Below are 13772 nucleotides of genomic sequence, written 5' to 3'. Positions count from 1 at the left end.
ATACCCCTTTCCAGCTATCTGCATTTAACATCATGAACAGAAAGGAGCCCGTCAGTCTTTACACTAAAACCCTCTATACATGGATCTTGCAGATACAGACTTTTCCCAAAACAAATTGGGCAATAATGGGTTGTATTCTCGAATAACCCAAAAAGTTCCTTCTTTTTTTCAGATCCTATGGCATCAATGATCGTTTTTTTCTTCTCTGGATCGCTGATGTCGCGGATGAAATATTTGATATAGCTCAGCTCATGCATGTAAGCCGGCAGGAACAAATGGAGCTCAATATCAAACCCGCTTTTATCCATATGGTAATAATCATTGAAATGACTGACGCGGGAGACGGACACGTCCGCTCCGGCCCGCCGAAACAAATCAGCCAGCCTTTCAATGATCTCTCCGTTGGGATAATAATCGGCATAAACGATTCGGATCGGTTCTTCTCTTGTCAAAAGGGGCGGATCTTTCTGCGGTGTCCTCCCGCTTTCCCATATACCGATCAGTGAATCAGTCGGTGTGATGATATGCCCCAAATCCCCGGCCAGCTTTTGTTTATCAAAATAATGCTGAATGAAAGTTCTCAGCATGTCGTCCTTTACCTTGAAGGTAAATAACATCGGCAAATGATTTTCTTTAAAATCAGCATACTGCCGATACCTCATGTTTGAATGATGAAACTGGGTGTGGCAGGTCACGTCCGTTTGATTCGCTTCGTACAGCCCGATGCTTTTTTCCAGATCAACATTCAAAATAAATTGGATGGTCTGAACCGTGCGGTGATCCGCGGGCGTCATTTTATATTGCGGATTCCGCTCAAATTCCAGCCCCTTCTCAAACGTGCGCTTGAATCGGTACGGGCCGTTTTCCGGCACATCGCCCCCGGCGGTCCCCGGAATCAGAAAGCCGCTCTGCAAAACGGCTTCTATTTCATCAGACGGCTCGTCCAAGGTGACTTCAAAGCGTTTTTCGCCCGTTACGTTCACCCCGAGCTGATCGGAAGAGACGAGGCCTTTTACATACGGAACGGCCTGTTTTATGTTCAGGAAACTGCCGAGATGGGGGCTTTGATTTTCTTTCGTCAGATGATAGATGATCGTTTGAACCACACCCTCGGCGTCGCCTAAATAGTCCGGGTGAATGTCCACCTGACAGGTGCGGGGATCTTTGCGGATGATTCGGCAGTTATAGCCGTCCTGCAGGCTTTCATACATAATGCTGCACATCATCTTGCTTGTGTAATCCTGCGTATCTAATGGGTTCAAGCGTATCGGGCTTGTGTCGATTTCTATTTTCAGAGGGTCGCCTGGTTTTCTCGCCGTACGATGCATCGTCTTCATAAAGCGCTTTCCTTTTGAGAAAGCTTCGTTTCTGTAATATGAAGGCCGTCAAAGTCCAGGCCGATGCGGGTATTCAGGGATTTCGGGCTTCCGCCTGCAAGGTATGTGATAATGTCATGAGACATAAACGAGGATATAATACCGTTTGTCGCTCCTAAGGAACCTTTGATCGGTTCATCGGGGTAACAGTTCAGAAGTCCGGCCGGCATGTTTTTTTCATAGGTGACGCCGGATTGATAGGATTCAGGCGTGAGCAGAGGCCCCCATTGGCCGCTGAAGCTGCCGACACCCCCGGTCATAAACGCGATATTCCGCTCCTTACAATACCGGTAAACCCATTCAGAAATGTTATGGGGTTTGTCAGCGGCATTTATGACGATATCAATTTCGTACGGATCTAACACACGCAGGTCCTGCGGCTGTGTAATTTCCTGATGGTAAAGTGCTGCGTCCGCATGGGGATTGATACCCGCAATATAATCTCTGCATTCTGAGATCTTTAATTTGCCTACAGAAGATTGATTATAGACGAATTGTCTGTTCAGGTTATGTACTGATACGGCATCGAAATCAATGAGAATAAAATGCTGCATGCCCGCCGCCAAAAGATTTTGAAGAATGATCGTTCCGACGCCCCCCAGACCCACGATCGCTGCCCTGCTGCCGTCTAATCTGTTTTGGATCAGATTAGGGTTTTGGTTGTATTTCTCAAAATGGTACAGCTGCTTTTCAGTGATGCGGCCTTCACGGCCGTTTTGCCATGGCTCTATTAAAGCATCCAATTTCATTAACGCATCGAAAAACTGGTTTCCCGCTTCCTCTCCCAGAAGATCAGAAAGCTCTTGTTTTTCACAGCCGATGATCAGCCGTTCAACCGCCTCTTTGATCTCACTCGTATGCGCAAGCTTAATCGCCTTTCGATATTGAATGATAATATGCGCCGTGTAGGTCAGCACCTGCACGCTGTCTTTAAACTTCCAGCGCTTACAGTACGTTGACATCATGACATACCCCCTGAAAGATAATAACTCCCCAATGAGGGGAGTCACGGCTTTACTAGCAACGATGCACCAAGCTTGCTGTTTCTGTATCAAGATCAAGTTCTTCAATCTTCATCAGTACACACCCCCTTTACCAATAACTAGATATTATCACCAATATTGGAAAAGGACAAGTTATTTTTTGAAAATTTAGAATTTATATATAAATTGTGATTTTTCTTCCTTCTGCGCGGTTTATCCCGGCAGCCGGATGATGAAAACGGAGCCTTTTCCCTGCTCACTTTTCACTTCAATTGTTCCGTTATGGCTGTCGATAATGGTTTTTGTAATGGCAAGACCCAGCCCCGCGCCGCCGGATTGACGGGATCGGGAGGTTTCCGCCCTGTAAAACCGGTCAAACAAATGAGGCACATGCTCCGGAGCGATTCCCGTTCCGTTATCCGCAATCATAAGCATGATTCCTCCGTCTTTCTGCAGGGAGACGGTGATGACACCCGTGTCTTCATCCGTATGCTGCACCGCATTGTAAAAGAGGTTGAGAATGGCCTGCTTCATTTTGTCTTTGTCAAAAACGGCTTCTATCTTTTGATCAACAAAGAACTCGAGCTTCCGGTTTCTCGCGAGCAGCTTCAGCTGAGCCTCCATTTCCAAAATGACGTCTCCCAATGCGCCTTTTTTCATTTCAAAGCTCGGCACCCGGTCAATCTGCGCGAGAAACAGAAGATCCTCTATCAGCTTATTCGCCCTGGCGGATTCCGCGTACATGCTTTGAAGCGCTTTTTCTTTCTGCTCCGGCTTCTCCGCCGCTCCGCGCATTAAAATTTCGATACAGCCGTGAATGGAGGTAAGCGGCGTTCTCAGCTCATGTGATGCGTCTGATACAAACTGCCGGATGCGCTCCTTCGCTTCTTTTTCCGCCTGAAAAGAGGTTTCAATCCGTTCCAGCATCTGATTGATGGAGATGCCCAGCGACTCAATTTCGGCCTGCTTCCTATCGATCGGCAGCCGTTTATCGAGACTGCCGGCAGAAATGTCACCCATCATACGCACAATGCGGGACAGCGGCTTGAGTGTGAGCCGGATCACCGGCAAGAAAACAAACAGTCCGATGACCAAAGCCGCAAAGGAAAGCACCGCGAAAATGCTGATCTGGCGGAAAAGCGAATCATTCAAAGGCTGTGTCAGCGTGCTCATCTGCACAACTCCCGCCTGCCTTCCGTCAACGGAAATCGCCTGAAACACGACGATGATTTCCTCACCCGCCTCATTGTGAGCCACCTGATAGTGAAGCGCCATGGTGTCTGTCAGCGCATCCCGGTACACTTTTTTCGGGAAAGAAGGAGCGGCCCCCGCGTGCGGGTCTTCTGATAAAACAGACATCTTGTATGATTGATTGATAAAAGCAACCGTCACCCCGGGGTAAATCAAATTCGGATGAGCCGGTGTTTCGGAACGGGCAAGGGTTTTGATTGACCTCCATACGCTTTGATCCATTGAATTGATATCACTCTGAATGCTGATCGCCTGATTTTCATACATCGTCCGTGTCATAAACATGTACTGAGTACCGCCGATGAAACATAACAGCAAAGCCAAAATCGCCAGTGACCTGAACAGGAGCTGGAACCGCAGGGTTCTGTACAGCCGTTTCATGCCAGATTCATCCTGTACCCGGCGCCCCGAACCGTGCGAATCACCTTGTGTTCTTTATCCTTCAGCTTTTCGCGCAAAGAACGGATGTACACCTCGACGATATTGTCTTCCCCGAGGACCGTTCCGTAATGAAGCCCCATCGTTAAAGAATCAATGAGCGCAGACTCGCCGTCTGCACTCAGCTTGATGCCTTTCAACTTTTCCATGATGCAGTCTCTCCTTAGATGTATCAGCCTGTGTTTATTTTTTTCGCTTCCCCTTCTATTATTCGCTTTTATCTGAAACAAAACGGAATCTAAGCTGAATTGGTAAAAGGAAACGCTGAAAACGGAGCAATCTGCAAATAAAAATCATTATCTGCCGCTTCAATTCAGCAGCACCAGTTCTAAGTTCATGTCTGCCTTTTTCTAAATATACCCATTTTTAACTGAACGTGTTGTGACCCGCGTTCAGTTCTTTTTTTATGGCTTCTGAAAAAAGGCATAAAAAAAGCGCCCTGAAAAAGGACGTTTGATATGACATGTTTCATGTTCTTAAATTCTGCATTCTAAAATAATTCTTCCTTCACATTCACCTTCAATTTCATTCAATACGATGATCACATCAGCCGTTTTCATGTGTGTCACCTCCCGTTTTCATAATAGTATAATATTAACAAATAAATCAATAAAAAACAGCCCGGATGTCCGGGCTGTTTTTTATTTCTGTAATCGATCCGCTTCTGTCAGTTTGACTTCCGCTGTTTTTTTCTTTCCCGAACGGTAGAACGTGATGTTCACACGGTCACCGATCTTTTTGCGATACAGGCGCTCACGGAGATCCACAACGTCATTGACCTTATGTCCGTCGAACCCGGTAATCACGTCGAGCTTTTTCAAACCCGCTTTTCCGGCCGGTGAAAACGCGTCGACACCCATAATGACCGCCCCGGTTTTAATGCCTTTCGGAAGTTTCAGCGTCTGGCTCCAATGGTAGCTCGCAATATCCGTTAAGGATTTCATCTCAATACCGAGGAAAGGCCGTCTGACTTCTCCGTATTTTTCTAAATCCTGAATAACGGGAATGACAAGCTTTGACGGGATGGACAGGCCGATGCCTTCAACGGCGGATTCAGCGATCTTCATTGAGTTGATGCCGACCACCTTGCCCGATATATCCATCAAAGCGCCGCCGCTGTTGCCGGGATTAATCGCGGCGTCGGTCTGCAGCACTTCCGCATTCCAATCCGGATGTCCGTCGCCGTTTGAGTCAACGGGCACCGCCCTTTCCGTGCCTGAAATGATCCCCTGTGTCACTGATCCCGCAAATTCAAGCCCGAGCGGATTTCCGATCGCAATGACCGGTTCTCCGACTTTGACCTGATCAGAATTGCCGAACTGGGCGGCCGATTTGATTTTATCAGACTTCACCTTCAGCACGGCGAGATCCATCAAACGGTCGCTCCCGATTAGTTCAGCAGGCACGCGTGAGCCATCCTTCAGGCTGATCTCAATCTCAGTCGCACCTTCAATGACATGGTGATTGGTTACGATATAAGAAGTGTTTCCGTTCTTTTTGTAAATGACGCCCGACCCGCTTCCCGCTTCGCCGCCCTCTCCCCAAATATCGGTCTTTTGGATATTGAGAACGCCGACTACCGAATCTGATACACGGCTGACCATATTCGTGACAGCGTCATTGACATTTACGTTGACTGTTTTCACCTGTTCGCTGCCGAGACGCTGGCTGGTGCTTTTGCTGCTTTCTCCATGGTCTCCGCCTGTCCAGTACGGCAGCAGGAAAGCCATGAGCGCGGCCCCGAAGATGACGCCGATCAGACTTGATAGAAAGTACCCTCTCTTGCTGCGGCGGGGCTGTTCGGAGGCGTACTGTTCATCATCGCGATTATAATCCACCCTATCTCAAATCCTTTCAAGAGTACTCGATTTGCTTATAGTGTGGGTCAGATCGGGGATTAATAATCATGATTCATTTGGAAAAATTACACGGCGCACAGCGGCGTCGGGATTTTCGGATCGGTATCAAATAACTGAAACGTTTCCCCGGCGACAAATCCTTTCGCAGCCAATGTCTGCTGCACGGACATTCTCGCCAGTTCCTTCATATTGTTGTCTTGGCTCAGATGCGCCAAATAGATGCGCGATGTGCCGTCGCCGATGACATCAGTCATGGCGAGCGCCGCATCTTCATTCGAGACGTGGCCGACATCGCTTAAAATCCGCCGCTTAATGCTCCATGGGTATCTGCCCATTTGCAGCATGCCGACATCATGGTTGCTTTCAAACACAAACACATTGGCCGAACGGATAATGCCTTTCATTCTGTCGCTCACATACCCGGTGTCCGTCATCAGCGCGAGCTTTCTGCCTTGGTAGTGGAAAACATAAAACATCGGCTCGGCCGCGTCATGGGAGACGCCGAATGACTCAACATCAAGCCCGCCGAAGGATTTTACGCTTTCCATCGGGAACAAAAACTTTTGTCCGGTATCCAGCTTGCCGATCTGATTCTCCATCGCTTTCCACGTCTTTTCATTGGCGTAGACGGGAAGTCCGTACTTTCTCGCAATGACGCCGAGCCCTTTAATATGGTCGCTGTGCTCGTGAGTGACAAAGATGCCGTCGACGTCGTCTATCTTGCGGCCGATTTTCTCCATCAGCCCGTCCATCGCTTTACCGCTCAGGCCGGCATCCACCAGAAAAGAGTGCTCCTCTGTCTCCAGATAAAACGCGTTTCCGGTACTCCCGCTCGCAAGCACGCTAAATTGCAAGCCCATTGTGTCTCACTCCATTATTTATTTTGATTGTTATCAATGACTGTGCTTTCCAATGCATTCACAGTGTACGTTTGCTGTGTCTTTTTCTTCGTCCCTTTTGACTTATCTTCAATTGTAATTCTCCATACCGGCGCCAGCACCTGCGTACTTGTCAGCGGGTATTGGGCAATATAGCCGAACTTGACGCTTTTAACGGCGCAATTCGCTTTTAAGTAATTTTGAGAATACAATAATTCGACCGCATCCAGCTCAGGAATCAGGCTCTCCGTCTGGATCCGCTTGAATGACTCCAGCATGGTCTGCTCGTAAGATACGACCTCGTTTTTATCGTTCAGATGCAGAATCACCTGTCCGATCGCATCCGTGGACGAGTCAAAATCCTGATAAATCAACTGGCCGTCATACGTCTGGTAAAAAATGATCTGTTTTTGATCCTTGTCGACTTTCCACAGTTTATATTTTTCACCGCCGGTTACTTTAGAGCTGACGAGCGATTCCGCATCCTCCTGCGGTTTTTGCTTCGATAAACCGACCGGATCGGTAAATTTCATTTTCAGCGTTGTGACCTTGTGATCATCCGCCGGCATCTCCATTAACGGCTTTTGATCCTTCCAAGCATCAATATCTTCAGCGGTAAATACCTTTTGGCCCGCCGTCAGCCGGTAGCCCGTCGCGGAATCAGAAGACAGGTTGCCGAAAGTGATATGATCCATCTCCATGTCTTTTTCCACATTTGAATTTTTAATCACTTCGTATTCACTGCTCGAGCGTTTTTCAAAAAACTGATAGCCGAGAAAAATATCGAGGATGAGGAAGGCAATGATGAAGATCGTTTTTGTCTTATTCCACTCCATTATCGTCCTCCTCCTTCCCCAGCAGATCTTTCGTAATCGGGACGATCTTCCCGTTGATTTTCATACTCCAGACGGGTTCCAGTTCAACAAGATCATTCGTTGACGAAGATACCATTTGATAGGACAGGAAGATCTGGTCGATTTTATTCACGTCGTATTTAACCTGCTGCTCCACCAAAGACACAACCTCATTGCCGCTCATCATTTTCACGTCTTTTGTTTTAATCGGATTCGGTCCGAGAACATAGTTCGGCCGCTTGTAGCTGAGAACCTCGTCATTGGCCCATTGCAGGGTCAAAACAGGTCCGGATCCGAAAGGCTTAGACGTGCTGTTGATCACAGGCATTTGGTCTTTAAACATGTAGAAACTCAGCTGCTGGTTATCACTCACATTGAAAAATTGATAATGATCCGTCCAGCTTCCCGTATCCTCTAAATATTTATAGCTTTTCTTAATCAGCTCCCCTGTTTGATAAGAAGCGCTTTGTGCCAGGTTCCGATGCTGGAATTGAATCTGCCGCTGTGTCGAATTGATTTCCAGACGGCTGATTCCGTCAGTCAGCACATTCCGATTGTAATTCGGGTCTTCTCTGACCGTGCTCGGATCATTAAAAAGCGTCTGCTTAAACAGGTTCGTCTTTATGGTTTCAGTGATAAATTCTTTTTCCTTCATATTAAACCGCGCATTCGGCATGAGAAATTCTTTGCTTTTTCCGACCGAATAGAGGTGGTATAACGGCATACTCGACTTTTTGCTGTACAGCTCATTCATCAGATTGCGGTAATTCGCCGATTCCACAGTCACTTCCAAAATCAGCTGCTTGCTGTATGAGACCATGTAAATCTTCTTATTCGTCTTATTCTCATTAAACGGAATGACAATATGGTCAAATGAGCTGTATTCCATTGACGGATTCGACCATTTAAACATCGATTGGAAGAAATCAATCGGAATGGTGTCATTGAATTGCAGATCGAGCTTTGCCGAATTGCCGTTTCTGCCGTAAAGCCAATTTTTAAAACCGAGCTTGTCGTATTGATCGGAAATATCCTTCATCCCTTTTACTTCCCATTGCGGCAAATCCGCCCACAGGTCATTAAAGAGCGTCTCATCATCCACTTTGTAATGAGAGCCGTTTGTATGAATAAACATATCCCGGGGTTTTACCGTTTGCGACACTTTTTGGCTCGTTTTATCAATTTTATGCTTTTCCCGGACAGTCGATTTGGTTGAGGCCGTGCCTTCTGAAAAATTGGGCTGGAATGTCCAAATTCCCCATGTTAAAACAAGACTAATGACGACCAGCACTGACAGTATGACTGTTTTTATATTTTCACGCCTCATCCCAATCATCCTCTTGCTCTTCTTTATATGGAAGAGTAAATGTAATCTTCGTTCCTTTGCCTTCTACACTGTCGGCCCAAATGTCTCCGCCGTGCGCCTGAACCATCTCTTTTGCAATCGCAAGGCCGAGTCCGGTGCCCCCGAGTTTTCTCGTGCGCGCTTTATCCACTCTGTAGAAACGGTCAAAGACTTTTTCCACATCTTTTTTCGGAATGCCGATACCTTCATCTTTTACGCTGATATAAAGCAGCTCTTCTTTCTCATTCACATCGACTGAGAAAGTGACATGTCCGCCTTCCGGTGAGTATTTCAGTGCGTTAGAAATGATATTATCGAGAACCTGCGTCACTTTATCCTGATCAATCTCCACGTACAGATTTCTGTCCGGCAGCTCGCGGATAAATTCGACATGCTGTTCTTTTGTCATTTCAAAACGATCGATAATCAGTGACATAAAGCGGATCATATGAATCCACTCTCGATTAAACTGATAATCTTTGCTGTCGAATTTAGAAAGCTGAAGCAGGTCGTTCACCAATCTGATCATGCGCTCAGTCTCATTTTGGGTCACCATTAGGAAACGCGGAGCGATATCTTTATTTTCCCACGCGCCTTCTGCAAGCGCCTCTAAATAGCTTCGCATGGTCGTCAGCGGTGTCCGCAGCTCATGAGACACGTTGGCAACGAACTCTCTGCGTTCCCGATCGAGTTTTTCCTGTTCGGTGACATCATAAAGAACCGCGATTAAACCGTCGATTTTTCCGTGCTCTCTCTGAATAACGGAAAAATTCACCCGCAGTACAGTCGTTTCATCGTCACGTTCGATCTCCAGCAGCATTGAATCCTGCTGTTCTACTAAATCCTCAAATGTAAAGTTCTCTTTTATGCCCAATAAAGACGTAATCGGCATCTCTAAAGCCGTTTCACGTGAAACATTCAGCAGCTCAAGCGCAGGGCTGTTTAAAAGAATAATAGCTCCATTGCGATTCGTTGCGATGACGCCGTCCGTCATATACGCGATAACGGAAGAAAGCTTTCTTCTCTCCCCTTCCGTCATGGCTTGGGCATCTTCAAGCTCTCTCGTCAGATGGTTGAACGTCGTTGCGAGCTGACCGATTTCATCATGCCCGTATTTCCGCACCTTTCTGGAGAAATTCCCTTTTGCCAGTTCCATCGCCTGCTTACGCATATCCGACAGCGGATGGGTAATGGTGCGGGCGAGAAATATACCGAGAAGAGCCGTCAGAACAAGGGCTAAGCCTGTTCCTGAAGCAAGAATCGAGTTGACGGTTTTCATCTGGTTAAAGGTATCTTCCATACTGGCCACGACATAAATCGCGCCGACAACTTCCTGATTCTCTGTGACGACAGGTTTTGCTGAAATCAGCACTCTGTTTTTGCTTTTAGGATCATAATATTTTTTTGAATAGGCCTGTTTTGTTGAGAAAATCCGTTTAAAAATCGGGTCAGTCGTCTGTTTCCCCGCTATTTCCTCGCCATAAGGCCTCGAAGAACCGACGACCTCATAGCTTTTATCAACAAATGTAATTTCCCGTATTTCATTATTCTTCGTAAAATCATTCAAAATCCGTTTGACGTCATCTTTAATGACGGTGCTGTCATTATCTCCTTTATATTCCTGCTCAATATAATAGGATAGATTGTCAATCCGCTGATTTAACGATAATTCATAGGACTTGAGAAGAGAATTCTCCACCTGTTTCACAAAGTACACGCCGATAATCTGCATGGCGATGATAATGAGAAGCACATAGATCAGCGTGATCTTAAACTGAATCGACCGAAAAAAACCAACCTTATTCATCGCCGGTTAGTCCTGTTCAGGGTTTCTCAAGTAATAACCGACACCCCGTCTTGTGACGATCCAGTTCGGATGGCTCGGATTATCCTCGATTTTCTCACGGAGACGGCGCACTGTTACATCCACCGTTCTCACATCACCGAAATAGTCATAGCCCCACACAGTCTGCAGCAGATGCTCACGCGTCATAACCTGTCCGATATGTTTGGCTAAGTAATGAAGCAATTCAAACTCACGATGAGTCAGCTCGATCGTTTCTTCTCTTTTTGATACGACATAAGCGTCAGGGAAGATGACGAGAGAACCGATATGAATGTCATTAGAAGCTGATTCTTCCTCAGCCGGCGCAACCGTAAGCTGGCGGCGCAGGTTCGCTTTGACGCGGGCCAGAAGCTCACGCGTGCTGAAAGGCTTCGTGACATAGTCATCCGCTCCGATTTCAAGCCCGATGACCTTGTCAATCTCCGAGTCTTTTGCCGTCAGCATAATAATCGGCATATCATATTTTTTCCGGACTTCCCGGCACACTTCAACTCCGTCTTTATTCGGAAGCATAATATCTAAAAGAATTAAATCAGGCTGAAGCTCCTCCACCATTTCCACGGCTTCGTTTCCGTCGTACGCACAATGCACGTCATAGCCTTCTTTTCTTAAATTAAACTCTAATATATCTGCAATCGGTTTTTCATCATCGACTACAAGGATTTTCTTATCCATCATCTTGATTTTCCTCCTGCCAGAATGACTTCATTTCATCTATTGATGTTTCATGATGATCACAATTCGGATCGTGAAAAACGTTCCCCGTCTATTATAACGGTTTCAGGTCAAAAGATAAAAAAATTAAAGAGAACAGCGCAAAAACGTATTGAACTGCCATCCTTTTGTCATGTTTTTTATTTTCTTTTAAAAAATAATATTTTTTTGAAACCTCACGAAAAAAAACGCCGTCTAGTGTTTGACGTCTTCTTCTGGGCCGGCTGAAAAGCCGGCTCTCCCTTTTTTATAACAAAAGAAAAAACGCACCTACTATTGCAGATGCGTTTGGGTAAGTGGCTCGGGACGGAATCGAACCGCCGACACACGGATTTTCAGTCCGTTGCTCTACCAACTGAGCTACCGAGCCAGATGTTTCTTTTCTATACTATAAAGTAAAGTAAAATGGCGGTCCGGACGGGACTCGAACCCGCGACCTCCTGCGTGACAGGCAGGCATTCTAACCAACTGAACTACCGGACCTTACAGTAATTTGTCCGGAGAGCCGTATCGTGGCGGCCCTCCGAGGACAAATAAGGAGTTAGCAATAACGCTAAAGTAAATCAATGACCCGTACGGGATTCGAACCCGTGTTACCGCCGTGAAAGGGCGGTGTCTTAACCGCTTGACCAACGGGCCATAAAAAGTGGTGAGCCATGAAGGACTCGAACCTTCGACCCTCTGATTAAAAGTCAGATGCTCTACCAACTGAGCTAATGGCTCCCGATGTGTCGGATTATGTATCATAGAGCATTCAGACAAAAGCTTTCTTGCAGTACTCTATTGAAGCTGTTCCGTAACAACGAGATTTATAATATCATAGAACATTCGAAAGTGGCAACTACTTTTTTGAAAAAAATCTATTATTTTTTTCCTACATAAAAAAACAAGCCTCCGTGACCGGAGGCTTGTTTGCTGCAAATTCTTAGTTAGCGCGGTATACACTGCGGATGACGTTCGTTTGTGAACGGTCGGGACCGACAGAGAAAATAGAAAGCGGAATACCTGTCAGCTGAGATACGCGTTCCAGATAATGGCGCGCATTTTCAGGAAGATCGCTTAATGTTTTTGCGCCTGTGATATCTTCCGTCCAGCCAGGCATTTCTTCATATACCGGTTCACACTCTGCGAGAGCTTTCAGACTTGCCGGGAATTCTTCAATCACTTCACCTTTGTAGCGGTAAGCGACACAGATTTTCAATGTTTCAATGCCAGTCAGCACATCGATTGAGTTCAGAGAAAGATCTGTGATTCCGCTGACGCGGCGGGCATGGCGGACAACAACGCTGTCAAACCAGCCGACACGGCGCGGACGGCCTGTCGTTGTGCCGTATTCGCGTCCGACTTCACGGATTTGATCCCCGATTTCATCTTTCAGCTCAGTCGGGAAAGGACCGTCACCGACACGGGTTGTGTACGCTTTAGATACACCGACGACGTGCTGGATTTTTGTCGGGCCTACGCCTGAACCGATCGTCACCCCTCCGGCGACCGGGTTGGATGAAGTGACAAACGGGTATGTCCCTTGGTCGATATCAAGCATAACCCCTTGAGCGCCTTCAAATAAAACGCGGCGGCCTTCATCCAGCGCGTCATTTAATACGACGGATGTATCGCATACATACTTTTTAATCTGCTGGCCGTATTCATAATACTCATCCAGAATATCTTCAATTTTGAAGCCTTCCGTTTCATACATTTTTTCAAGCAGACGGTTTTTCTCTTCAAGGTTCCGTTCAAGCTTTTCTGCAAACACGTCACGATCTAGCAGGTCTGCGATCCGGATGCCGATCCGCGCCGCTTTGTCCATATAAGCAGGTCCGATGCCTTTTTTCGTTGTGCCGATCTTATTGGCCCCTTTGCGTTCTTCCTCTACTTCATCCAGTTTCAGATGGTATGGAAGAATGACGTGGGCTCTGTTGCTGATTCTCAAGTTATCCGTGCTCACATTGCGTTCATGAAGATACGCAAGCTCCGTTATGAGCGCTTTCGGATCAACAACCATTCCGTTCCCGATGACACACGCTTTTTCTTTATAAAAAATTCCTGATGGGATTAAATGAAGCTTGTACGTGACGCCATCAAACTTGATGGTATGTCCTGCATTGTTTCCGCCTTGATAACGTGCGATCACTTCTGCATTTTCTGATAGGAAATCTGTAATTTTACCTTTTCCTTCATCGCCCCACTGCGTACCTACTACGACTACTGAAGACATATATCCGTGC

At 46.6% G+C, this 13772-nt stretch carries 11 protein-coding genes and 4 tRNA genes; all 15 read right to left on the bottom strand.

What is annotated here, in order from left to right:
- Positions 1-14: 14 nt before the first annotated feature.
- Positions 15-1337, bottom strand: a complete 1323-nt coding sequence (locus AC1RRX_RS14705) for a periplasmic substrate-binding domain-containing protein (RefSeq protein WP_053104173.1) — start codon at positions 1335-1337, stop codon at positions 15-17.
- Positions 1334-2341 carry a ThiF family adenylyltransferase gene (locus AC1RRX_RS14700; RefSeq protein ID WP_042635662.1) on the bottom strand — a complete coding sequence of 336 codons (1008 nt, stop codon included), beginning with the start codon at positions 2339-2341 and terminating at the stop codon, positions 1334-1336. Before AC1RRX_RS14700 ends, AC1RRX_RS14705 begins: the two co-directional genes overlap by 4 nt.
- A gap of 231 nt (positions 2342-2572) precedes the next feature.
- The gene (locus tag AC1RRX_RS14695) at positions 2573-3991 is read right to left on the bottom strand and encodes a sensor histidine kinase (RefSeq protein ID WP_061046526.1); all 1419 of its coding nucleotides are present in this window, start codon (positions 3989-3991) and stop codon (positions 2573-2575) included.
- A complete protein-coding gene (locus tag AC1RRX_RS14690) occupies positions 3988-4197 on the bottom strand; it encodes a winged helix-turn-helix domain-containing protein (protein WP_020958101.1) in 210 nt (69 codons plus the stop codon). Before AC1RRX_RS14690 ends, AC1RRX_RS14695 begins: the two co-directional genes overlap by 4 nt.
- A 492-nt stretch (positions 4198-4689) precedes the next feature.
- A complete protein-coding gene (locus tag AC1RRX_RS14685) occupies positions 4690-5886 on the bottom strand; it encodes a S1C family serine protease (protein ID WP_061046524.1) in 1197 nt (398 codons plus the stop codon).
- A gap of 86 nt (positions 5887-5972) precedes the next feature.
- Positions 5973-6767: an MBL fold metallo-hydrolase gene (locus AC1RRX_RS14680; RefSeq protein WP_007407895.1), complete on the bottom strand. Its 795-nt coding sequence runs from the start codon at positions 6765-6767 to the stop codon at positions 5973-5975.
- Between the two features lie 14 nt (positions 6768-6781).
- Positions 6782-7621 carry a two-component system regulatory protein YycI gene (locus AC1RRX_RS14675; protein WP_119027063.1) on the bottom strand — a complete coding sequence of 280 codons (840 nt, stop codon included), beginning with the start codon at positions 7619-7621 and terminating at the stop codon, positions 6782-6784.
- On the bottom strand, positions 7608-8966 hold the full coding sequence (gene walH / locus AC1RRX_RS14670; protein ID WP_144464698.1) for a WalRK two-component regulatory system regulator WalH: 1359 nt from the start codon (positions 8964-8966) through the stop codon (positions 7608-7610). Before walH ends, AC1RRX_RS14675 begins: the two co-directional genes overlap by 14 nt.
- The gene (gene walK / locus AC1RRX_RS14665) at positions 8956-10791 is read right to left on the bottom strand and encodes a cell wall metabolism sensor histidine kinase WalK (RefSeq protein WP_004393106.1); all 1836 of its coding nucleotides are present in this window, start codon (positions 10789-10791) and stop codon (positions 8956-8958) included. Before walK ends, walH begins: the two co-directional genes overlap by 11 nt.
- A 6-nt stretch (positions 10792-10797) precedes the next feature.
- A complete protein-coding gene (walR, locus tag AC1RRX_RS14660; RefSeq protein ID WP_004393104.1) occupies positions 10798-11505 on the bottom strand; it encodes a cell wall metabolism DNA-binding response regulator WalR in 708 nt (235 codons plus the stop codon).
- 336 nt (positions 11506-11841) lie between these two features.
- Positions 11842-11914 (bottom strand) — tRNA-Phe (locus AC1RRX_RS14655).
- A gap of 36 nt (positions 11915-11950) precedes the next feature.
- Positions 11951-12027 (bottom strand) — tRNA-Asp (locus tag AC1RRX_RS14650).
- A gap of 84 nt (positions 12028-12111) precedes the next feature.
- A tRNA-Glu gene (locus AC1RRX_RS14645) sits at positions 12112-12183 on the bottom strand.
- A gap of 8 nt (positions 12184-12191) precedes the next feature.
- Positions 12192-12267: transfer RNA gene (locus AC1RRX_RS14640), tRNA-Lys, on the bottom strand.
- A 202-nt stretch (positions 12268-12469) separates the two neighbouring features.
- Entirely contained in the window at positions 12470-13762 is a 1293-nt protein-coding gene (gene purA / locus AC1RRX_RS14635; RefSeq protein WP_012118894.1) for an adenylosuccinate synthase, read from the bottom strand.
- Positions 13763-13772 lie beyond the last annotated feature (10 nt).

The sequence above is a fragment of the Bacillus sp. GW821-FHT11D08 genome (assembly GCF_058808515.1).
This window is presented reverse-complemented; position numbering and strand designations above follow the sequence as displayed.